This is a genomic window from Oxynema mangrovii CENA135 (genome assembly GCF_016632315.1).
GTDB classification, from domain to species: domain Bacteria; phylum Cyanobacteriota; class Cyanobacteriia; order Cyanobacteriales; family Laspinemataceae; genus Oxynema; species Oxynema aestuarii.
Genome location: NZ_JAEOXH010000002.1, coordinates 592,895 through 614,135, shown reverse-complemented (window position 1 = coordinate 614,135; position 21,241 = coordinate 592,895). Strand labels below are relative to the sequence as shown.

Here is a 21,241-nt window from a genome sequence, read left to right as displayed (position 1 = left end):
CCATTTGTGTGTGTGAGGAAGCCCGTGCCAACGCAGAATCTATCGAACCAAAAATCCCTGACTTCCAAGAAAATGCCATCGGTTCCCAAAGAACCTCCAAAAGGGAATCGCGGGGGGTGGTTGTGGCTGTGTTTTGGCTTGAGTGGCGTGGCGATGCTCTCCGCAACGGCAGGGGCATTGCTCGCCGTGTCCCTGTCGAGTACGCCCTTAATGCAAAGTCAGCTCAGCGCCGAAGATGCGGCGATCTTTTCCCAAAGCGAACTCGCTAAAACCAATCTTCGCCTTCCCGAGTTGACCCGCCCGGTCAATATCCTCGTCCTGGGAACCAGCGTTCTCAGTTCCGATCTCGACGAAGAAGCCGAAACCGATCGCCAATTGGGTTATCACGCCCCAGTCAATTCCCTCGAAGGGCTTTCCGACGTGATGCTCTTGGTCCGCTTCAATCCGGAAACGAACAAACTGGCGATCCTCTCCATTCCCCGCGATACCCGCACCACGGTCGAAGGGTATGGCGTTCGTAAAATCAACGATGCCAACCGTTATGGCGGTCCGGCGTTGAGCGCTAAAGCCGTCAGCGAACTCCTCGGCGGCGTTCGCATCGATCGCTACATCCGCGTCAACGTTCAAGGGGTCGAAAAGTTAGTCGATGCCCTCGGTGGGGTCAATGTCTACGTCCCCATCGATATGAAATATCAAGACGACAGCCAACACCTCTACATCGACCTCAAACAAGGGGAACAACACCTCAACGGCGCCCAAGCGCTACAGTTCTTGCGCTTCCGTTACGACAATTTAGGCGATATCGGTCGCATCCAACGCCAGCAAATCATGATGCGGGCGTTGATGGATCAAACCCTCAATCTCAATACCATCGGTCGTCTGCCTAAAATTCTCTCGGTGATTCAAGACCACATCGATACCAACTTGACCCTCGAAGAAATTGCCGCTTTAGGTGGATTTGCAGCCAAGGTAGACCGTTCGGCGGTGCAGATGTTGATGGTTCCCGGGGATTTCAGCGATCCGGAAGAATATAAAGCCAGCTACTGGATGCCGAATTACGAGCGACTCGATGCGATGGTCGCCGATCATTTCGATTTCGATCTGCACGCCCGGGGGTATCGGTCCGTGGATCCGGCTTACGTGAAAGTGGCGATCCAAGATAGTATCGAGGACTGGGAAGCAGTCGAACGATTGCGCGGGATTCTCGGCGATCGCGGTTATTGGAATGTGTACGCTTCCAACCCCTGGCACGAACCCCTCGCAACGACCCGGATCGTGGCACAAAACGGCGATCTCGACAGCGCCCGTTCGATTCAAGAAGCCCTCGGATTCGGTGAAGTCTTTGTCGAAAGTACCGGAAGTTTGCGATCGGATATTACGATTCAGTTGGGACGCGATTGGTACACGCGCCGCAAAAACACCGCCGCCACGAACGAGGAGGCGATCCCAGAAGAAGACTTCAGCTTCGATCGCGCTTTACCGTCCGAGTCGTCGCAGGTCGAGGATTTCCGTTTTCAGGAGATCCCCGCCGAATCGAGTGCGCCCCTACCGGACTACAGTTGGGACAATGCCTATCCGTCGAGTTACGGATCGGATTACGGCGAAAATGACGGGGCGCAATCGCAGTATTAAACGGCGATTCGCCATGAAGATGTTTCAAAATAAAACAAAAGCTGAGGATTTTTTCCTCAGCTTTTGTTTTAGCTCGATCGCCCAGGGTTTAGCGGAAATTGTCCGGATTCAATTGAGCGTCGGAACTTCCACGATTGAGGCTGTCGAGACGATCGCCCGTCCCGCCATCGGCGCGATCGAGGAACGGTCGCAAATCGATTCCATTGGCGCGTACCGCCGAACCGCCGCCGCTACCGGGTAAAGGAACCCCTAAAACCCCTTCGACTTCGCGCAGGATGCGACCGTCGTCGCCGACAATCGCGTTCACTGCATCGGTTTGTTGACCGCTATCGGCCACCGTGAGATTCTCGAAGATGCGATCGCGGGTCAATTCCGGGTCTTGTCCCGGCGGAACCGTCAGCACGATCCGACAATCCGGGTTGTTCGCCGTGGTCACGCAAATCGTATTGTAATTATTCTCGACCGCCGTTTGCAGTCGTTCCAAACCGTCCGGGCGATAGGCTTCCAGACGGCGCGCGATTTCCTGACAGCGCATTTCCGGCGTCCAACCGCCCCCCATAGCACTCGGTTGGGCCCATTCGTAGGAACCACCCGGTTGACTTTGGGGATGGTACATCACCGTATATTCTCCCTCGACGACCTCGCAGGTGAAACGGGGTTGAGTCGCCGTCGGATTGCCTTCTGCGTCCGCATCCCCGGTTTCCGTCGGCGCATTCTCCGAATCGGGGGGAACTCTAACATTAGACGGACGCGGCGGGTCGAGGGCCATCACCGCAGCACTCGAACTGAAGACGAGCGCCAAACTCGCCGCCATTCCCAAACGCAAAGGATTTTTCAAATTAAGTCGCGACATAGAATAAGTCTCCCTATTGTTTACGATCTCCAACTCCTGAGACGATCGCTCCACACACCCGAGCAATTTCTGGCTACTGTTGCTTGAGTTTTTGCAAAAATTTCCCCGTCCGAGCGTACTTTGGGAGATGGCGATCGCCCCCAAACTCGCCCGGGACAACTGAAATCGGGATATTTTACCCAAATCCCGAATCTCGCGTTGCACCCGAGGGGACTCTATAGAAACAAGACGAAAGTTGTGGCAAAAAGATTCTCAACCCGCGCGATCTATTTTAATCCTTAGATCGGGAAAACTTCAATTGGGCGATCGCCATCGATCGAAAAAGCGAAAAAAGCCAAAAAAAAGCTCAAAAAAAGCTCAAAAAAGCGATCGCCCCCGGAAAGGAGCGATCGCCTCAGTTCGTTCTTGGCTTGATTGCAAGATCTGAATTCTCAGAACTATTAAGCCACTGCCGATTCGTTGTTTTCCGCTTCCCGTTCTAAGGCTTCGATCGCCGCTTCATTAGCTAAAAATTCATTCAATTGCGCTTGAATGCGATCGCGCACCAACTGCCGATATTCGTAGAAATGCTCGAAATAGGCGCAAATCGTCAAATAATGGTCCCAAACCCCGGGATTGTAGCGCAAAATATTCAACAAATTAATCCAGAACTTCCAGCGCGTCTCGCGAACGACTCCCTGACGCCACGCCAAAATCAACAGCGCCCGAATCGCAATCCAATCGACCTTACGCCGCCGCACGGGATTTTTGGGGGCGCCCAAAATCAAGAAATGTCGGTAGACGCGATCGAGAAACTTCTTCGGGTCGTACAATTCCCAAAACGCCTCGATATACTCGCGGGCGATGTCTTCCACAGGTCGGGTGGGAACGAAATTCATCAACGTGGTTTGATTGCCATTGACGAGGGTTTTACTGCGCATCCGCCCTTCTTTCTTCAACCGTTGGGACAGGCCCGTATTTGGCAGCGCTTGCAGCATACTCAACATCGGCATCGGAATCGCCGTTTCTTCGACGAAGCGCACGATGCGATCGCCCGCCCCCGGTTTTTCGCCGTCGAAGCCGATAATAAATCCTGCCATCACCCGCAATCCGGAACGAGTAATTTTTTCTACCGCCGCCGACAGAGGATCGCGGGTATTTTGAAACTTTTTCGTCACGGTCAAACTGGCTTCGTCGGGGGTTTCAATGCCTAAAAAGACCGCATAAAAATTGCAGTCGGCCATCAATTCCATCAGTTCCGGATCTTCGGCCAAATCGACGGAAGCTTCCGTAGTAAATTTAAACGGATAACCCCGTTCTTTCTGCCATTCTTTCAGGGCTCTTAACAACAGTTTGACATTGCGTTTGTTGCCGATAAAATTATCGTCCACCAGGAAAATACTTTGCTGGAAGCCGAGTTCTAAGAGGCGATCGAGTTCGGCGAGCAGTTGTTCCGGGGTTTTGGTGCGGGGTTTGCGACCGTAGAGGATGATAATGTCGCAAAATTCGCACTGGAAGGGGCAACCGCGCGAAAATTGAATCGGTAAGGTATCGTAGGCGTCGCGGTCGAGCAGATCGAACCGGGGAATCGGAGTTTGGGTCACGTCGGGCTTTTCGTGGGCGCGAAAGACCCCGTGGGTGTCGCCGCGTTCGAGGGCTTCGACGAACATCGGCAGGGTAATTTCCCCTTCATCTAGAATCAGGTAATCGGCCCCGGTTTCCTTCGCTTCTTCGGGAACCGAGGTCGGGTACGGACCGCCGACGGCGACGGGTTTACCCCGTCGTTTGGCTTCCCGAATTTGGTCGCAAAAATCTTCTTTCTGGACGATCATGGCCGAAACGACGACCAGATCGGCCCATTCCCAATCTTCCTCGGTCGCATCGCGCACGTTGCGGTCTACCAGTCTAAAGTCCCATTCTTGAGGCAAAATGGCCGCTACGGTAATCAATCCCAGGGGAGGCAGTAAGGCTTTGCGATTGACTAAGGCTAAGGTTTTCTCAAAAGACCAGAAACTTTTAGGAAAAAGGGGGTATAAAAGCAATACTCGCATTCGTTTTACCTAAATGCTGGGAAGTTCTCCCAATATACACGTCAATTCAAGCGTGAATTACATTCACGCTTGCGGATATTCTAATGAAAAAATAAAAAAATACAGATGTGTTCGGACACATCTGTGGAGAATGATGCCAGAAAAAGGCGATCGCGACGGCGCGGTTTCTAAAAACTTTTTTCCGGTTTGAGCATTCCGTCTTCGAGATATAAAACGCGATCGGCCACGTCTAAGATTCGGGGGTCGTGGGTGACCATCAAGACGGTGGAACCGCCTTCTTTGGCGAGTTTGCGTAACAGTTCGATCACGGCGTGTCCGCTATGGGAGTCGAGGGCGGCGGTGGGTTCGTCGGCCATAATGAGTTTGGGATGTCCCGCCAGGGCCCGGGCGATCGCCACGCGCTGTTTTTGACCTCCGGACAGGTTACGGGGTAACTGCTGGGCTTTGTCGTGCAAGCCGACTTCCCCGAGGAGGTGGACCGCTTCTTGGTGGGCTTGTCGTCCTTTAATTCCTTTGAGGTTGAGGGCGACTTCGATGTTTTCGGCGGCGGTCAGAGCCGGGAATAAGTTAAAGCCTTGGAAGATAAAGCCGATATGTTGCTGGCGGAAACGGGAGAGTTGCGATCGCGACATCCAGGTAATTTCTTCGCCCAATAACTGAACCGTTCCCGAAGTCGGCGTCAGCATTCCTGCCAAAATTGAGAGTAAGGTGGTTTTCCCGGACCCGGAAGGCCCCATCAACAGTTGGATATCTCCGGGATTGACGGTCAGGTTGATGCCTTGGAGCGCTTCAAAAAAGCCCGTTCCCGAGGGAAATCTCATTTTAATCCGTCTTGCTTCGATCGCCCCGCGATCGGTCGTGGCCCTGGGGACGGCGCGATCGGCCACGTCGGTAAAGTTGTCGCGGATTGACTCTTGATATTCTATGGAAGCAGTCATTCGTTTCGATAAATTACTTCGATAAGCGATGGGCAATTGACGGTGAGAGCGAAGCAAAGCGTTTTCTAACCGAACATCCCTGGAAAATGGCCTAATCTAGCCCTCGATCGCCATTGTGACCCATATTTTCCAGATCGTCATCGCCCAATAGGGCTGAGTAATTATGCTGAGTGACATCCTCCCGACGCTGAATCAAAGATTACAGCGCGGGCTTCCCAACCTCGCGATTGGGTATTCCTGCCCCGCGCCACTGATCTAGGTCATCGACCCCCGACAGACCGACTTGACAGGCGGTTTCCGTTCCCCAGAGTCCCTGGGATACTACGTTTTCTTGTCCACGATGCAAAACCATCTCTGCTGCGGCACGTTCGCGTAGCGACGCCGAAGGCGTATCGCGATGAGTCCGATACCCACACTCAGGACAATGATGCTCTCTGACTTCCAACCCTTTGCTCACTGTAGCAAGGCAGGATGGACAGGTTTGACTGGTACCGTTGGGGTTGACTTTAGCAAAGTAGACTCCCCGCTTCCAGCACACCCATTCCGTCAGAGACAGGAATTTTCCGAAGGCAGCATCTACACAATCTTTTCGCAACATCCCTCGCGTCAAGCCTTTGACGTTGAGGTCTTCTGCAAAGATGGTTTGTGCCTGGTCACAAAGCTGATGAGCCGTCTTCAGATGGAAGTCTTGACGACGGTTCCCAATTCGATGGTGCATTCTAGCCACTTCGATTTGTGCTTTCTCCCAGTTTTGAGAACCCTTCTGTTTTCGTGCTGCTCTGCGTTGCAGCAATTTCAGCTTGCCTTGCATCGACTTGAAAAACTGGGGTCGTTTTTGGAAAGAGCCATCGGAAGCGGTCAAGAATCGCTCCAATCCCAGGTCAATCCCAATTGCCCGACTGTGAACCGGGGTATCGGGAACCGATACGCTCGACTCAATCGTGATGACGACATACCATTGCGTACCCCGCACCCTCGACAATACCCTCGAACATCGGTCTACCTGACACTTACGAGAAGCAATCCAGTCTTTGAGTTCGCGCAAAGCGTAGTTATATACGCCTCTGCACGTCTCTATCCACTCCAACAGTTCAGCCTGCTGAGTGGCGTCTGGATCGATTCGGTAAGTGTAGTTCATGGTCAGCATGACTATAATTTACTACAGGCTATAGCTGCTGGTAAATGCTGTTCTCATCTCCATCGTAGGGCTTGGCCCTTCCCGTAGGGTGGGGATGAGACCAGCTCGGGGAGTCCATGGATCCCGACGCTGATGCTTCGCATACAGCGCGGGACTTATAGCTCCCCGAATCCCTCAAAAGTTAATTTCTAAAATGGCAAGGGTTCGCCCCGAGATTTAGGCTTTGAAGACGATCGCCGGATCCACCCGATTGACTTTCTGAATGGCAAAAATCGCCGATCCGACACACATGACCACGGTCAAGCCGAACACCCCCACCGCCGTCATCGGATTAATGGCGATCGTCAATCCCTGGGCGGTCATCACCCAAGCTCTCACCCCAAAACAGAGCGCCATTCCCGGCAAATAGCCCAAAACAGCCATCCACAGCGCCTGTTCGATAATCACGCTGTAAATCGTCCAATCTGACGCCCCCATCGCTTTGAGCGTCCCGAACTCTTTGAGGTGATCGGAAACGGAAGAATACAAAATCTGACCGACGACCACCATCCCCACGACGATGCCGACGACCGCCCCCAAGCCGAGAATAAAGCCGATTCCGGTTCGTTCTTCCCAATAGGTGCGGGTTTTTACCGTCATTTCTTCGCGGGTGTAGGCGATCGTATTCGGTAAGGCGTCTTGCAACCGTTGCTTGAGCACGTCTAGATCTTCTCCCGTTGCCGCTTCAATTAATACAAAGCTAATTTTGTCGTCCTCGCCGAGGGCTTCCGGGTCGTCGGGGGATAAATCTGGCGCCCCTTCTCCCGGACGCGAGGTGACGTAAGCGTTCGCATTTTCCAACGAGGTCAGCACTAAGGGACTGTTGATCGAATTTTGCAGCCCTTCGATAAAACCGACAACCCGGGTGCGAAAGGCTCCCACTTCTACTACATCATTCACCCAAGCCACGTTTAAATCTGTAGCGCTTGCTTCGTCTACGAAAACTGCATAGGGGTCGTTTAATTCGTCGATGCGTCCTTTGACGATCTCCCCGGGACTGAATAACTCCCCTTGCGGATCGAAGCCGACAATGCGAACGTGGTTTAAGTTGCCACTGCGATCGCGCCACAAGGTTCCGTTGACGATCAACGCTTCCGCACGGCTGACCCCTTCTACAGTTTGCGCTTCTTCGAGTCGCTCGAAGGGAATTTGTAAGGTCATTTCGACGTTGGCGAGATTTTCCGAACCCAACCAGATATCGGCTTTAGACCGCTCGACCATCAAAGCGGTCGAACGGATGACGCCTTGAAAAATACCCGTCTGAATGGTCACCAGGCTGACGGCAAACATAATTCCCGCTTGAGCGACGAGGAAGCGAGGCAGGTCTTCAAACAGGTTTTTACGAGCAATTGAAGGCATGATAAGTGCGGCAGAAAAGAATAATGTCGTTAATGTCGTGGGAGGGTTTGAGTTGGATCCGGTTCCGTTAGTAAGTGTAGCTAGTGTAGCTTCATATAGATGTTGTAGATGCTGGGCAAGCCAGTCAGGAGCAAAAAGCCCTCGTATTGCCTTCCCCTGTTCTCCCTCTTGCCTCTTGCCTTCTCCCGATCGCTTTCAAATATATCCCGCCAAAAATTCAAAAGTTTCTTCATCCCAACAGGGTTCTGGATACAGGAAGCTCAAATAAAGATCGACGTCGGTTTCGATTTCTGCTAAGTCGTCGCGATCGAATAAGGCAGCTAAGGCGGTGTTATCTCTGGCTTTCAGTGGCGATAAGGGGTCGGCAAAGATAAACTGGGGACCTTCGAGGACGATCGCCACGGGTTCGGCAATTTCTTTATCTTTTTTTAAAACTTGTTGGCGAGATTTGGCACTGAGTAACCGTCGCAGCCGTCTTGGCGGGTTGGAGGCGGCAACTTTCGAGCTAAAACGAATGAGTTCGGCGAGGGCCAGATCCCCGGGATGACTAGATATACTCATGAACGGTACGCACCCTTTTGCAAGGAATGACGGCAAGAGCGTGGGTTCTCCGATCGCCCGTCGGTTGAGAAGTGGGTGCAACGGAGGGCTACCGGGTGTTGAGATCGAGAAACGAGCGAATCGCAATCGCCACGGTCAACACCTGCGATCGTCTTCGCGCTTGAATCTGAAATTCGCGTAAAATTGACAACGGACCCGCGTCCGCTTGCGGGGGTCGCGGGGTAGAGGAAGCTAGAAAACGAATCGAATTGAAAATGGTGGAGGGAGAATGAAGACGATCGCGCCGGGATGGCGATCGATCGGATTCGATCAGTTTTGGGAAAGATCGTTAAAAATCCCTAGAAAAGATGCACCGACTCCCTACCCAATTTGGCGATCGCGATGGCGGAGGATCGCCGGAAACACTAACCATTCGCGAGCTTTTGAGGCCATTCTAACTCAATCACTCGCACTCCAAAGGTATCGGCAAAGGCGGCGATCGTCCTTTGGCGGACGCGATCGCACGAGACGTCCCCGACGAATTGAGCCAAACTGCCTACAGGGCGATCGGCAATCCCACACGGGACGATCGCCTCGAACCCTTTGAGGTCGGGGGACACATTCAAGGCAAAGCCGTGCATGGTAATCCAGCGACTGACTTTAATCCCGACCGCCGCCACTTTGCGTCCTTCGACCCAGACCCCGGTCAATCCCGCGAGGCGATCGCCGCGCAACCCGTAATCGCGCAAAACTCGGATGACCACTTCTTCGAGTTGGCGCAAGTACCAGTGCAAATCTTGGCGATAGTGCTGCAAGTTTAAAATCGGATAGGCGACCAGTTGACCGGGACAGTGGTAGGTCACTTCGCCGCCGCGTTCCACCCGGTAAACCTCGATCTCGCTCGCGTTCGGATCGAACTTGAGAAAGTCCGAGGTCGCCCCTTTTCCGAGGGTGTAGACGGGGGGATGTTCGAGTAAGAGCAAAACGTCGCTTAACTCCGGGTTTTCCCGGCGCGCGCGCACGAGGTCTTGTTGCCACTGCCACGCTTGAGCGTAAGCCAGGCGATCGAATTGGTAGAGACAGACCGGACGCAAAGGGGACATCAATCACACCGGGGCGATCGCCCCGTAGCGGCAAAATAGATTTGCTATTTTAGCGTCCCAACGGCGATCGCCGCGAACCGCGATCGCCCCGTCACCGTCGATCCCCTCGATATGCAACAAATTTTGAAGACAACGAGCAGGTCGCGACTATTTAAAATATACCCATGGTAGGGTGTAAATAAGACTACAAACACGAAGGGGAAAGCTAACGGTGTTAGAACCACCACCAAGCAGAAGCAAAAGGGTCAGCCGACCGTTCCGAAGGGAGACCTCAGCATTAAGATTTTCTGCCAATCCGGTTAAACAAAACTAGGGTTCGTGCTAGAATAAATCCATAAAACCCAGTAATCGACAAAAGCCGTTATAGGGTTGAAATTCAGAGGCAAATTCTCTGAAACCTTCTTTCCACAAGCAACTTGCGGACGATTCAAACTGAAAAGAAAGAGTGAGTAAGTAAACTTATCGCTCGAAAAAAAAAAGATAGATTTCCTTGAAGAAGTCCACCATGAAATCGAGGAAATCCGTAGTCGGATCGGAACGCCGCATCGCTTGGGGAATGCATGTCACCCACCACACACCGGGGACATGAAACCCTCACCCTATAAAGGAACAGACGAATGGGAAATCAAGGAGCGGAAAGAGAGAGTCAGCGTAAGTCCGTCAATGGGAGCGGGTGAATCCATAGCATCAGGAAGCCATCCTCGATTAGAATTGGAAAACACTTCCTGCAAGTTTAGGCACCGTTCTTGACCAAACTATCCCTTCAAAACGGGCAAATAGCCATTATTTCAGGAAAGCGGCAATACCCGCCCCGGTTTCCCCACCTTCAAGAAAGTACGCAACACGCAAACCGTCAGAAAAACTACCGTTTTCAGTCTGACGCTTGAGTGTTTGCCTTTTGTCTTTCTGACTGATGGATATTGTTAGCGGGAAGAGTTCATATGAAGCTTGTTATCCAAGGCAAAAATATTGAAATCACTGACGCGATCCGCGATTACGTCAATCAAAAGATCGAGAAAGCCGTCAATCACTTTCAGAATTTAACGATGGAAGTAGACGTGCATCTGTCGGTGGCGCGCAATCCCCGAATCAACCCGAAGCAGACGGCTGAAGTCACCATTTACGCCAATGGGACGATCATCCGCGCCGAGGAGAGCAGCGAAAATCTGTATGCCAGTATCGATCTGGTCGCCGACAAAATCGCGCGTCAGCTTCGCAAATATAAAGAAAAACGCAATCAGAAGAAAAATCACGGCAAACCGAAAGAGATCGAAGCCGAGGTTCTCAACGAACCGCCTGTGGTGGAGGATCTAATCGGCGATCGCACTCCCGAACTGCCTGCCGAAGTCGTGCGGACGAAATACTTCGCCATGCCGCCGATGACCATTGAAGAAGCCTTGGAACAACTCCAGTTAGTCGATCACGATTTCTACATGTTTTGCAACAGCGAAACGGGAGAAATCAACGTGATTTACGAACGCAACCACGGCGGTTATGGGGTGCTGCAACCGCGCAAGACCAACGGGAATAATGGCAATGGTGCCAGTCGCGAAAGTGGGACTAAATCTCAAGCTGCCAACGCTTAAATCCCCAGGCTACCCCTCTCCTTTTTAATCATTTTTAGCCATCTCAAACCACCGTCATCCTCTATCGGGGGGTGACGGTGGTTTTTTGGCGATCGCCTCCCTCGTGGCGGACTTATTGGCCGATCGTATTTTGAAAGTTGCGCGGCCCCGAGTAATCCGACAGCTTCGCCAGTTCTTCTAGCGATCGCCGACCCGGATATAATTTATCCTTAATTTCCCACGTCGGATAACCAGTAATTCCGACTTGCTGGCACAATTCAACTTGAGGATCGGGCGCGCGATAATCGCATTCAATATATTCGAGTTTCTCCGTCGCTTCTTTCCCAAACAGTTCTTTTTGTTCGTGGCAATGGGGACATAAGAAACCGCCGTACATTTTGGCATCAATTTCGCTCAAATGCTCGGCTAAAGCGATTTCAGCCGGACCGGAACTGTTGACAATATTAAAGGGACTGCTGCTATTGGCATTGGGAGAATTAATACTCGCATACATCCCCAAGGTGCCGACAATGGTCACCATTCCCACGGCCAGACTGGTAAATATTGCTTGGCCGATATCTTCCCAATCTTTACCCATCCAGGCGAGGACGAACAAAGTCAACGAAAATAAAGCCGAAGCCAAACAATAAATGCAAAGCGCTTGAATTTTATAGGCAAGAAGATACATCAAATAGCCGCTAAAAATAGCCATTGACGTACCGCCGACTAAAATCAGCCACCAAGTCCAGTCTTCCAAGCGCGATCGCAATTCTTTATTCTCTGCGGGATTGATGGCGAACGGTCCGACGGCAAAACCCGTCATTCCCACGTAAGCTAGTAGTCCGAATAAGGTCAGGGGAAGACCAAAAACGGTGGCGTAGGGACTGTTGAGAACGTCATCACAACCACTGGTCGGACAAGTGGCAGAATCCCCCATTAATTTAATTACAGTTAAATAGGCCGTCACCACTGCCCCCATCGTCGCGATCGCAGCAATGAGGAAGCGAGACTTCCGATGAATCCAGGGAGTAGAACGTCGGCGTATCATAAGGGTTTTTGACTCTCATTAGCGCAAAAAGGCAAACCGAGAAAAAATTCTCTATAGCAATCGTACATGATTCACGAGAAGGGGCGTTGACCGTCCGGGTCAACCCCTGTTTTTCTCGTGGGATTTCCAGAATAGACCGACGTCTATCGCAACACCCGAGTTGCATTTAAAATTGCGAGTAAGGCGACGCCGACATCGGCAAAAACTGCCGCCCACATACTGGCGAAACCGAAAGCCCCCAAGGCAATAAATACGCCTTTAATCCCTAACGCAAACCCAATATTTTGCCAGACGATCTGTTGCGTTTTCTTACCGACGGCGATCGCTTCGGCCACTTTAGAGGGGGCATCGGTCATAATCACAATATCGGCAGTTTCGATCGCCGCTTCCGAACCTAACGCCCCCATTGCAATGCCCAAATCGGCCCGGGCGATCGCCGGAGAATCGTTAATTCCATCCCCGACAAACGCCACTTTTTCGCCGTCGGGCGATCGCGCCAAAATTTTCTCTAAAATGGTTACTTTATCTTCGGGAAGTAACTCGGCGTAATATTCATCGACCTGTAAAGCCAGGGCAACTTTAGCCGCTACATTTTCTCGATCCCCCGTCAAGACGATCGCCCGTTCGATTTGCTGTTGTTTGAGCAATTCGATCGCCGCGATCGCGTCACTTTTCAATTCGTCGGCGATCGTAATATATCCCGCATAAACCCCGTCAACGGCAAAATGCACCGCCGTCTCCTCAATTTCTTCTACACTGTCGTCAATTCCTTCACGAATTAAAAACCGTTCGTTTCCGGCGATCGCGTCGCGTCCGTCGATCGTCGCTTTGACTCCAAATCCAGCAATTTCTCGATAGTCCGCAATCGTTTCCCGGGCGATCGCACCCGAATATGCCTCGCGAATGGCAACGGCGATCGGATGGTTGGAATAGGATTCTAAATGGGCTGCTAATTTTAATAATCCCTCTCGATTCCACTCTCCGTTCGGGTGAACTTCTCTCACCTCAAACGTTCCTTGCGTCAAAGTTCCCGTTTTATCAAAAATAACGGTTTTAATTTCCGTTAACGCATCTAAAAACATCGAACCTTTTACCAAAATTCCTCGTTTCGCCGCACCACCGACGCCCCCAAAATAACCGAGGGGAATACTGACCACCAAACCGCAAGGACAGGAAATGACCAAGACCACCAACGCCCGATAGACCCATTCTTCTACCGTCGTACTCGGAAATAACAAGGGCGGCAATAAGGCAACTAAAAGAGAGGCTAAAACGACGATCGGCGTGTAAATCCTAGCAAATCTAGTAATAAACTTTTCAGTTTTTGCCTTTTTCGTCCTCGCATTTTCAACTAATTCTAAAATACGGGCGATGGAAGACTCTTCAAATCGTTTCGTGACGCGAATTGAAAGCACCCCCGTTTGATTGATAGTCCCCGCTAAAACTGTTTTACCTGCTTGGATGGTACGCGGAACCGATTCCCCGGTGAGTGGGGAGGTATCCACTTGCGAAATCCCCTCGATCGCCTCTCCATCTAAGGGAATCTTTTCCCCGGGTTTAACCACAATCAGATCGCCAACTTCTACGGTTTCCGGATCGACGGTTTCGAGTTGTCCGTTCCTTTGTAAATGAGCAATTTCTGGGCGTATTTCTAATAAACTTTGAATCGATCGCCGCGATCGTGTAACTGCTTTTTCTTGGAAGAATTCGCCAATTTGATAAAACAGCATGACCCCGACGGCTTCGGGTAAATGATGGATGGCGATCGCCCCCAAAGTCGCGACGGTCATTAAAAAGTTTTCATCAAAAATTCGCCCTCGGGTAATATTTTTCCCCGCATTCGTTAACACTCCCCAACCGCTAATCAGATAAGCGGGGATAAATACGGCATATTCGCCGATCGCGTAAGGGGTTGAATGCAAGGTTTCTTGAAAAATCAATCCCGAAATAAAGAGGGCGATCGCGATGGCGATCGGGATTATTTTTTGGGCGATCGCGGTGGAATCTTCGGTAGAATTATGCTCATTTTTAGAATTGGCTTCTTGAGAACAACTGCAACAGCCTGTAGCGGAAGAATGTAGTTCGCTCATGAAACAAAACTAATATATCAATATTTGAACAGTATTTCATATATTTTAGCAAAAAAAGGGCGGTCTCGTAAACCGCCCGGGAGACCCGAGGAACCCTAAGTGGGAGAATTAGGTAAGAAGGACGCGATCGCCGCGTCAAATTCAAAACAAATTGCAAGAAAATTTTAAATAACTTCTAAAATTGCTAAAAACTTATTGAAACAGGCGTTTAATTTCCTGCCAGAGGGGGGAAGATCCGCGATCGACCTGCGGTTGAGTAAACAGACCGTAACTCGGACTGAACAGAAATGCGAGAGTAAATAAGCCAGAAGCAACTAAGACGATCGCCGGACCCGAGGGAATATTTTGATAGTAGCTCAGATACATGCCGCTAATACTGGAAAGAATACCCGCGATCGCGCCGAGAACCATCATTTGATGTAACCGGGGAACTAATAAATAAGCCGTAGCGGCGGGAGTGACGATTAACGACAACACCAACACCACGCCGACAGCTTTCATACTGGCGACTACGGTAAGTGCAATCAAAACCATCAAGCCGAAGTTGAGTAAATTAACGGGCAACCCCACGGCTTCGGCCCCGAGACTGTCAAAACTGTAAAAGAGCAATTCTTTATAAAATAAAATGACCACGGCAAGAATGACCGTAGCGATCGCGGCAGTTTCCCACACTTCTGCCCCGGTGACGCCGAGAATATTACCGAATAAAAAGTGATTGAGGTCGATTTTGTTATCTTTTTGGATAATTGTAATTAAAGTAATACCGAGGGCGAAGAAGGCGGATAAAACAATTCCCATGGCTGCATCTTCCTTGATCGGCGATCGCCTCTGAATCCAGGCGATAATGACCGTACTGAGAATACCAGCGACGAACGCCCCGACAAATAGATTGACGCCGATGACGAAGGCGATCGCCAATCCAGGTAAAACGGAATGACTGATAGCATCGGCGAGTAAAGCTAACCGTTGAACCATCAGATAACTACCGACAACGGCACAAATCAGACCGATGAGAATGGCGATCGCGAGAGACCGTTGCATGAAACTGTATTGAAGCGGTTCGACAAGCCAATCGAGCATGAGGAAAATGGGGGAATGGGGAGTGGGAAATGATGGCGGTTGGCGAATTATCGAAAATGCGATCGACATTGAGATTAAGCCGCTTCCCCGCTAAAGAAGACGACTTTACCGCCGTAGGCGCGATCGAGGTTATGTTCGTTGAGCACTTGCTGACGGGAACCGGATGCAATTAACTCGCGATTGAGCAAGATCAAATCGTCAAAATTAGTAATTGAGGCGCCGAGGTCGTGATTGACGACTAACACGGTTTTGCCTTCGTCGGCGAGTTCGTGGAAAATCTCGAAAATGATATTTTCTGTTTTTTGGTCGATTCCGACAAACGGTTCGTCAAAGCAGTAAATTTGGGCTTGTTGGGCCAGCGATCGCGCTAGAAAGACGCGCTGTTGTTGACCGCCGGACAGGTCGCCGATGCGGCGATCGCGCAGGTGACTCATTCCCACCCGTTCTAAAGCTTCGCGGGCCAAACGGCGACTGATGGCACTAAAGCGCTTAAACCAGCCCGTTTTTTCAACCCGTCCCATCATCACCACGTCCCACACCGTCGCGGGAAAGGTCCAGTCAATTTGCGATCGCTGGGGAACGTAAGCCACCTGGCGACGCTGTTCGCTGAGGGGTTGACCGTTGTAGAGAATCTGACCACTGGCGATCGGGGTCAATCCCAACATCGCTTTAATTAAGGTACTTTTACCCGCCCCATTCGGTCCGATAATCCCGGTCAGTCTTCCGGGGGCGATCGCGCAGTTGATATCGGTGAGGGCTTCGACTTTGCGATAGCTGACCCCGAGATGGGTGATGCCGATCGGGGCGCCGGGAGTCTGTTTTTGTTCTCTCCAGACTTGGATATTCGCAAGGGAACCGGAGGGAGGTGTCGGGTAATTCATCGGTGGATCTGTGGGGGGTGAGTGGCGTTCTTATTTCAGGATACTGCAAAAGTGAACGAAATATGAGACAAATATGAAATGAAAATGAAAATGCAATTCACCCCAACACAAGCCGATGACTGACGCGATCGCCTCCCAGAACTCTCCGACCCGGTGGTGTGGATGGATAGGGACTGTATTGATAGGATTGTCCCTGGTTAGCTGTACGCCGAGTCCGCCGGAAACGGGGAACGAGAAACCCCGAGTCGTCTCGACCAGTACCGCGATCGCCGACTGGACCGAGATCGTCGGCGGGGATGAAATCGACCACACCGGAATTCTCGAACCCGGCGCCGACCCGCATATTTACGAACCCGTCCCCCAAGATTCGATCGCCTTCGAGGAAGCAGATTTGATTCTCTACAACGGGTACAACTTAGAACCGGGGTTGATTAAATTGATGAATGCGGCGGGGGTCAAGGCGCGCAAACTCGCCGTAGGAGAAGTTATCGAACCGTTGGACATGGATTATGACGGTCAACAAGTCCCGGACCCTCACGTTTGGGGAAACGTCAGCAATGCGATCGTCATGGTCGAAGCGATTCGAGATGTATTGATCGAACTGTCTCCCGAAGATGAAGCGCTGTTTCGCGAAAATACTGCCGCCTTCGTCGGCACCTTAGCCGAGTTGCACGGCTGGATCGAGGCGCAAATCGCGACGATTCCGCCGGAAAATCGCCGTTTGGTGACCACTCACGATGCGTTTCAATATTTTACTCGGGCGTATGGCTTGCAGGTAACCGGGACGTTAATCGGGATGAGTACGGAAGAACAACCCAGCGCCCAAACGGTGACCCAATTGGTCGAACAGATTAAAGCGGCGAAGGTTCCGGCAATTTTTGCAGAAACTACGATTAATCCTAAGTTGATCCAAACGGTCGCCGAGGAAGCTGGGGTGCAATTGTCGCCACGAGAGTTGTATTCGGACTCCCTCGGCGCCCCGGGAAGTGAGGGGGATTCTTACGTCAAGATGATGGTCTCGAATACCCGGGCGATTGTAGAAGCGTTAGGGGGAGAGTATACACCTTTTCCGATGGAGACGGGCGATCGCCCCTAAATGAAAAAACGATGGGTGTGAGATCGGGAGGGTTCCCGACGATGCTGCTCGGGGGAGGAAAATCGCGATCGCTGACGGACACAACGCCGGAATTTCAAGGGCGATCGCGTCAAGTCTGGAACCTGCCGCGTTCGGCGATCGGTCTCACCCTCGCCAGCTTAAATATAGACTCTTTTCAAAGGATTTTAATATAAAAAATGCTATCTAACGCGATCGCCGGATGGAATAGGAGGGCGAGGCGGGCGATCGCACTACAAATCCGATTCAGCTCGCGATTGAGATTTGTATATCTCATGACAAATTATCAATACCACTTTCAGAGATTGGAAATTTTTGTTTAAACTGTAAATAGAGCAACGCAATTGTTTTCTGAAGGATGTGGCCGTCGCAGAAAATCGCAGTTATGCTTTTAAATAATGATTTCTGTCAGTTTAAGTGGGGCGATCGCCCCCTGATTTTTTCGAGCCAAGAACCTTTTAAAAATTCCGGATTTTGAGATAAATTTTTGGTAAGCAAAAAATATAACATCAACAAGGGTGAATATCAATGAATGATAAAGATAAATTTTTACATCCGCGCAGTCGCTATTACGGGCAAGTCACCCCAGAAAACCTCTTATTTAACGCTAATTTACAAGAATTCGCCCAGCGCGTGACCTTTATTAGCTGTTTGGAAACCGGGGGAAAGCTTTCTCCCGAACAAGCTTACCAGGAAATTAGAGCGCTGTGGAAACAACTCAAACGGTCTAAAAAACAACTGAAAATTGGAGAAATTTCGATTTCCGGATCGGGGGAATCCTAGAAGAGATCGCCAGTTGACGGGCGATCGCCGCTTTGTCTGTTTCCAAAGGAAATCGCGACCGTCGAGATCGATGGCGGTGTGACGGCGAGACACAGGGCGATCGCCATCATGACGAATTGGAAAAATCCGCAAGTCGATCCCTCGCGCGATCGGCGCAACTTGCCAATTGTGCTCGTGATTTGATTTTTTATATTAGCGACCGCCATTCCCCTTCACTCAAGCGGTCGTCTGGGCAGAAATAGACAGTGACGATCGCTCAGAAATCGCCGAACTGCCGAACTTAGGATCGCACGGAGCGGTCGAAAGTATCCCGGAGCGCCCCACAAAAACAAAGCTACAGCAATGCCGCAGGCTATACGCGAACGCCGCCACAACGCTGCAGCAGGATTTCCAAGGCGATCGCGCCCTTCGTGGTAGTTTCCCCCGGTCAACAGGTAGGGTAAGATACTAAAATCCAGTCGGTTTTGGCGGGAATCAGCCGTCAAACGTAAGGGGGAAAGTTCGGTGCGAGTCCGACGCTGTCCCGCAACTGTGATGGGGCGATCGCCGCCTCTAAGTCAGAATGCCCGCCGACGCTTCGACCGACCACCAATCGCATCTGCGAGGTACAGATGAAGGGGAATTTACCACTTGCTCGATTTTTCCAACCCAGTCACATCCGTTTGCATCCCCCGCGATCGCCACGCTACGGCGCGAATCGCATTCCCAGGGATGCCGAAATCGCCCTTGTGGGAGTCCCTGTCGGACCGCCAGCGAGACCCGAGGCGGCCCGTAGCCGTCTTTCCCGCTTAGCCCTTTCTTAGCCGCTATTTCGCAAGTTCATATCCCCCGTTCGAGTACGACGTCCGATCGCACCGATCCTCGGAGCCTCTGGGAGATTCGCCTCGGTAGGCGATCGCCGCCGCGACGGCTCCAACCGCGTCGCGATCGCAATTTGCACTCCATTCTTGTTCAAGATCGAAAAAAGGTAAAAATGTCCAAAGACTTGTTTTCCCATGGCTTGCACGCCCTCAAATGGGGCGCATCTGCCGCCGTTTTCGGGGCGATCGCCGTCCTGTTGAGCGCCCCCCCCGCCAGCGCCCATCATCCCTTCGGCGGGACGACCCCCTCCACCTTTTTCGAGGGTTTTCTCTCCGGACTCGGCCACCCAGTTATCGGGTTGGATCACCTGACCTTCGTGGTGGCGATCGGCCTGCTGTCGGCGTTACACGGGCGCGGACTGGTCATTCCCACCGCCTTCGTCATCGCCGCAATGGGAGGCACCGTCATTCACCTGTTCGCCGTCGATTTACCTGCGGTCGAACTAGTAATTTCCGCATCGGTCTTGGGTTTTGGCGTCCTGCTGGCGAGAAAAGCAATGCCGAACCTCGCCTGGGTCGTCGGTTTGGCGGCGATCGCCGGAATTTTCCACGGTTACGCCTACGGCGAGGCGATCGTCGGCGCTGAAATGAATCCGATCGTCGCTTACCTCGCCGGATTTACCCTGGTTCAACTCGGGATCTCCTGGGGAGCCTTCGCGATCGGCAAAATGCTGCTGCAACAGGTCGGCGAACAGCCCTCGCTGTCGTTGCGCTTCGCCGGATTCACGATTTGCGGCATCGGTGCAACCTTCCTCGCCACCTCCATCCTCGGCTAATCCTTCGTTGTTTTCTCAGGTTCCTCCATGCATAAAATTCCCGTTACCGTCGTCACCGGATTTCTCGGTGCTGGCAAAACTACCCTCATCCGCCACTTACTGCAAAATAACCGAGGTCGTCGCATCGCCGTTCTCGTCAATGAATTTGGCGAAGTCGGAATTGACGGGGAGTTTCTCAAAGCCTGTCAAGTTTGCGACGACGACGAAACCGCCGAACGAGCGGGTAATATCGTCGAACTGAATAACGGTTGTCTGTGTTGCACCGTACAAGAAGAATTTCTGCCGACCATGCAGGAATTGCTCAAACGCCGGGACGACCTCGATTTTATTTTGATCGAAACCTCCGGTTTGGCGTTGCCGAAGCCCTTAGTGCAAGCCTTTCGCTGGCCGGAAATTCGCACGGGAGCTACGGTAGACGGCGTGGTGACCGTGGTCGATTGCGAGGCGATCGCCAACGGTACCCTCGTCGGCGATCTCGATGCTTTGGAGCAAGCGCGCCAAGCGGATCCGAATTTGGATCACGAAACCCCGATCGAAGAGTTATTTGAGGATCAGCTCGCCTGTGCGGATTTGGTCCTGTTGAGTAAGGGAGACGTGTTAGACGACGCAACCCGCACCCGGGTCGAAAATTGGTTGCGCGAGCAAGTCAGTCCCGGCGTCAAAATTCTGCCGTGTGAAAACGGTCAGATCGATCCGCAGTTGCTGTTAGGATTCAATGCGGCGGTGGAAGAGAATTTAGAAAGTCGTCCGAGTCATCACGACAGCGAGGAAGATCACGACCACGACGACGAGATCGGGGCGGTTCATGTGGTGTTAAATGAAAGTTTCGAGCCGCGCCTTTTAGTCGAGCGGTTGCAAGCGTTAGTCGCCGATCGCGAAATTTACCGGATTAAAGGGTTTATTTCGGTACCCAATAAGCCGATGCGCCTGGTGTTGCAAGGGGTCGGCAAGCGGTTTGACTATTTTTACGATCGCCCCTGGGGGCCGAGTCAAAAGCGGCAGACCCGGTTGGTGTTTATCGGTCGCGAGTTAGACCGCGCCGTTATTGAAGCGGCGGTGCGATCGCCTCAACCGATCTCGACATCGGTTTAACTTTTGAGGGGTTCGGGGAGCGATAAGTCCCGCGCTGTATGCGAAGCATCAGCGTCGGGATCCATGGACTCCTCTCGAACAGTCGATTCCCCACCCTACGGGAAGGACTAAGCCCTACGATGGGGATGAGACCAGCATTTATCAGCAGCTATAGTCTGTAGTAAATTATAGTCATGCTGACCATGAACTACACTTACCGAATCTATCCAAATGTCGTACAGCAGACTGAACTGCGGTCGTGGCTTGAGACGTGCCCAGGCGTATATAACTACGCGTTGCGCGAACTCAAAGACTGGATTGCTTCTCGTAAGTGTTCGATA

General features: G+C 51.8%; 20 protein-coding genes and 1 riboswitch. Of the genes, 8 read left to right on the top strand and 12 right to left on the bottom strand.

Annotated elements, in window-relative coordinates; genetic code table 11:
• The first annotated feature begins 72 nt into the window (after positions 1-72).
• Positions 73-1,632 carry an LCP family protein gene (locus tag JJD41_RS16335; RefSeq protein ID WP_200669238.1) on the top strand — a complete coding sequence of 520 codons (1,560 nt, stop codon included), beginning with the start codon at positions 73-75 and terminating at the stop codon, positions 1,630-1,632.
• Positions 1,633-1,720: 88 nt separating this feature from the next.
• On the opposite strand, the gene JJD41_RS16330 is transcribed toward JJD41_RS16335, so the two are convergent.
• The 7 genes from JJD41_RS16330 to lipB form a co-directional block, all read right to left on the bottom strand.
• Complete coding sequence (locus JJD41_RS16330; RefSeq protein ID WP_200668399.1) at positions 1,721-2,485, bottom strand: COP23 domain-containing protein; 765 nt, start codon at positions 2,483-2,485, stop codon at positions 1,721-1,723.
• Between the two features lie 440 nt (positions 2,486-2,925).
• Positions 2,926-4,515, bottom strand: coding sequence for a B12-binding domain-containing radical SAM protein (locus JJD41_RS16325; RefSeq protein WP_200668397.1), 1,590 nt, complete (start codon positions 4,513-4,515; stop codon positions 2,926-2,928).
• A 167-nt stretch (positions 4,516-4,682) separates the two neighbouring features.
• Entirely contained in the window at positions 4,683-5,453 is a 771-nt protein-coding gene (locus JJD41_RS16320) for an ABC transporter ATP-binding protein (RefSeq protein WP_200668396.1), read from the bottom strand.
• A 199-nt stretch (positions 5,454-5,652) separates the two neighbouring features.
• Positions 5,653-6,600, bottom strand: coding sequence for an RNA-guided endonuclease InsQ/TnpB family protein (locus JJD41_RS16315; protein ID WP_200668395.1), 948 nt, complete (start codon positions 6,598-6,600; stop codon positions 5,653-5,655).
• A gap of 207 nt (positions 6,601-6,807) precedes the next feature.
• Positions 6,808-7,989, bottom strand: coding sequence for an FtsX-like permease family protein (locus tag JJD41_RS16310; RefSeq protein WP_200668389.1), 1,182 nt, complete (start codon positions 7,987-7,989; stop codon positions 6,808-6,810).
• A 195-nt stretch (positions 7,990-8,184) separates the two neighbouring features.
• The gene (locus tag JJD41_RS16305) at positions 8,185-8,550 is read right to left on the bottom strand and encodes a hypothetical protein (protein WP_200668387.1); all 366 of its coding nucleotides are present in this window, start codon (positions 8,548-8,550) and stop codon (positions 8,185-8,187) included.
• A gap of 404 nt (positions 8,551-8,954) precedes the next feature.
• Positions 8,955-9,632, bottom strand: coding sequence for a lipoyl(octanoyl) transferase LipB (lipB, locus tag JJD41_RS16300; RefSeq protein ID WP_200668385.1), 678 nt, complete (start codon positions 9,630-9,632; stop codon positions 8,955-8,957).
• A gap of 941 nt (positions 9,633-10,573) precedes the next feature.
• Between lipB and hpf the strand changes: the two genes are divergently transcribed.
• On the top strand, positions 10,574-11,218 hold the full coding sequence (gene hpf / locus JJD41_RS16295) for a ribosome hibernation-promoting factor, HPF/YfiA family (protein WP_200668383.1): 645 nt from the start codon (positions 10,574-10,576) through the stop codon (positions 11,216-11,218).
• Positions 11,219-11,330: 112 nt separating this feature from the next.
• Here hpf and JJD41_RS16290 read toward each other — a convergent pair whose 3' ends face one another.
• From JJD41_RS16290 to JJD41_RS16275, 4 genes are all read right to left on the bottom strand, one after another.
• Positions 11,331-12,245, bottom strand: a complete 915-nt coding sequence (locus JJD41_RS16290) for a vitamin K epoxide reductase family protein (RefSeq protein WP_200668371.1) — start codon at positions 12,243-12,245, stop codon at positions 11,331-11,333.
• 143 nt (positions 12,246-12,388) lie between these two features.
• Complete coding sequence (locus JJD41_RS16285; RefSeq protein WP_200668369.1) at positions 12,389-14,335, bottom strand: heavy metal translocating P-type ATPase; 1,947 nt, start codon at positions 14,333-14,335, stop codon at positions 12,389-12,391.
• A 192-nt stretch (positions 14,336-14,527) separates the two neighbouring features.
• Complete coding sequence (locus tag JJD41_RS16280; RefSeq protein ID WP_200668367.1) at positions 14,528-15,415, bottom strand: metal ABC transporter permease; 888 nt, start codon at positions 15,413-15,415, stop codon at positions 14,528-14,530.
• Between the two features lie 74 nt (positions 15,416-15,489).
• Positions 15,490-16,296: a metal ABC transporter ATP-binding protein gene (locus JJD41_RS16275; protein WP_200668365.1), complete on the bottom strand. Its 807-nt coding sequence runs from the start codon at positions 16,294-16,296 to the stop codon at positions 15,490-15,492.
• Between the two features lie 115 nt (positions 16,297-16,411).
• On the opposite strand from JJD41_RS16275, the gene JJD41_RS16270 reads away from it, so the two are divergent.
• The 3 genes from JJD41_RS16270 (at position 16,412) to JJD41_RS16260 (ending at position 18,193) form a co-directional block, all read left to right on the top strand.
• Entirely contained in the window at positions 16,412-17,392 is a 981-nt protein-coding gene (locus JJD41_RS16270; protein WP_200668363.1) for a metal ABC transporter substrate-binding protein, read from the top strand.
• A gap of 11 nt (positions 17,393-17,403) precedes the next feature.
• Positions 17,404-17,586, top strand: coding sequence for a hypothetical protein (locus tag JJD41_RS16265; protein ID WP_200668361.1), 183 nt, complete (start codon positions 17,404-17,406; stop codon positions 17,584-17,586).
• Between the two features lie 352 nt (positions 17,587-17,938).
• On the top strand, positions 17,939-18,193 hold the full coding sequence (locus JJD41_RS16260) for a DUF7219 family protein (RefSeq protein ID WP_168571029.1): 255 nt from the start codon (positions 17,939-17,941) through the stop codon (positions 18,191-18,193).
• A gap of 445 nt (positions 18,194-18,638) precedes the next feature.
• Positions 18,639-18,781: riboswitch (cobalamin riboswitch) on the top strand.
• A 211-nt stretch (positions 18,782-18,992) separates the two neighbouring features.
• Here JJD41_RS16260 and JJD41_RS16255 read toward each other — a convergent pair.
• A complete protein-coding gene (locus tag JJD41_RS16255; protein ID WP_200668359.1) occupies positions 18,993-19,148 on the bottom strand; it encodes a hypothetical protein in 156 nt (51 codons plus the stop codon).
• 18 nt (positions 19,149-19,166) lie between these two features.
• On the opposite strand from JJD41_RS16255, the gene JJD41_RS16250 reads away from it, so the two are divergent.
• The 3 genes from JJD41_RS16250 to JJD41_RS16240 form a co-directional block, all read left to right on the top strand.
• Positions 19,167-19,829: a HupE/UreJ family protein gene (locus tag JJD41_RS16250; RefSeq protein WP_200668357.1), complete on the top strand. Its 663-nt coding sequence runs from the start codon at positions 19,167-19,169 to the stop codon at positions 19,827-19,829.
• 27 nt (positions 19,830-19,856) lie between these two features.
• Complete coding sequence (gene cobW / locus JJD41_RS16245; protein WP_200668355.1) at positions 19,857-20,921, top strand: cobalamin biosynthesis protein CobW; 1,065 nt, start codon at positions 19,857-19,859, stop codon at positions 20,919-20,921.
• Positions 20,922-21,094: 173 nt separating this feature from the next.
• Positions 21,095-21,241 (top strand): helix-turn-helix domain-containing protein (locus JJD41_RS16240; RefSeq protein ID WP_200669237.1); only part of this gene is annotated, 147 nt, incomplete at its 3' end.

Excerpts from the sequence above, each read along its gene's own strand:
- JJD41_RS16335 (WP_200669238.1), top strand. The coding sequence starts at position 73 with ATGCCATCGGTTCCCAAAGAACCTCCAAAAGGGAATCGCGGGGGGTGG.
- JJD41_RS16330 (WP_200668399.1), bottom strand. The coding sequence starts at position 2,485 with ATGTCGCGACTTAATTTGAAAAATCCTTTGCGTTTGGGAATGGCGGCG.
- JJD41_RS16325 (WP_200668397.1), bottom strand. The coding sequence starts at position 4,515 with ATGCGAGTATTGCTTTTATACCCCCTTTTTCCTAAAAGTTTCTGGTCT.
- JJD41_RS16320 (WP_200668396.1), bottom strand. The coding sequence starts at position 5,453 with ATGACTGCTTCCATAGAATATCAAGAGTCAATCCGCGACAACTTTACC.
- JJD41_RS16315 (WP_200668395.1), bottom strand. The coding sequence starts at position 6,600 with ATGCTGACCATGAACTACACTTACCGAATCGATCCAGACGCCACTCAG.
- JJD41_RS16310 (WP_200668389.1), bottom strand. The coding sequence starts at position 7,989 with ATGCCTTCAATTGCTCGTAAAAACCTGTTTGAAGACCTGCCTCGCTTC.
- JJD41_RS16305 (WP_200668387.1), bottom strand. The coding sequence starts at position 8,550 with ATGAGTATATCTAGTCATCCCGGGGATCTGGCCCTCGCCGAACTCATT.
- lipB (WP_200668385.1), bottom strand. The coding sequence starts at position 9,632 with ATGTCCCCTTTGCGTCCGGTCTGTCTCTACCAATTCGATCGCCTGGCT.
- hpf (WP_200668383.1), top strand. The coding sequence starts at position 10,574 with ATGAAGCTTGTTATCCAAGGCAAAAATATTGAAATCACTGACGCGATC.
- JJD41_RS16290 (WP_200668371.1), bottom strand. The coding sequence starts at position 12,245 with ATGATACGCCGACGTTCTACTCCCTGGATTCATCGGAAGTCTCGCTTC.
- JJD41_RS16285 (WP_200668369.1), bottom strand. The coding sequence starts at position 14,335 with ATGAGCGAACTACATTCTTCCGCTACAGGCTGTTGCAGTTGTTCTCAA.
- JJD41_RS16280 (WP_200668367.1), bottom strand. The coding sequence starts at position 15,415 with ATGCTCGATTGGCTTGTCGAACCGCTTCAATACAGTTTCATGCAACGG.
- JJD41_RS16275 (WP_200668365.1), bottom strand. The coding sequence starts at position 16,296 with ATGAATTACCCGACACCTCCCTCCGGTTCCCTTGCGAATATCCAAGTC.
- JJD41_RS16270 (WP_200668363.1), top strand. The coding sequence starts at position 16,412 with ATGACTGACGCGATCGCCTCCCAGAACTCTCCGACCCGGTGGTGTGGA.
- JJD41_RS16265 (WP_200668361.1), top strand. The coding sequence starts at position 17,404 with ATGGGTGTGAGATCGGGAGGGTTCCCGACGATGCTGCTCGGGGGAGGA.
- JJD41_RS16260 (WP_168571029.1), top strand. The coding sequence starts at position 17,939 with ATGAATGATAAAGATAAATTTTTACATCCGCGCAGTCGCTATTACGGG.
- JJD41_RS16250 (WP_200668357.1), top strand. The coding sequence starts at position 19,167 with ATGTCCAAAGACTTGTTTTCCCATGGCTTGCACGCCCTCAAATGGGGC.
- cobW (WP_200668355.1), top strand. The coding sequence starts at position 19,857 with ATGCATAAAATTCCCGTTACCGTCGTCACCGGATTTCTCGGTGCTGGC.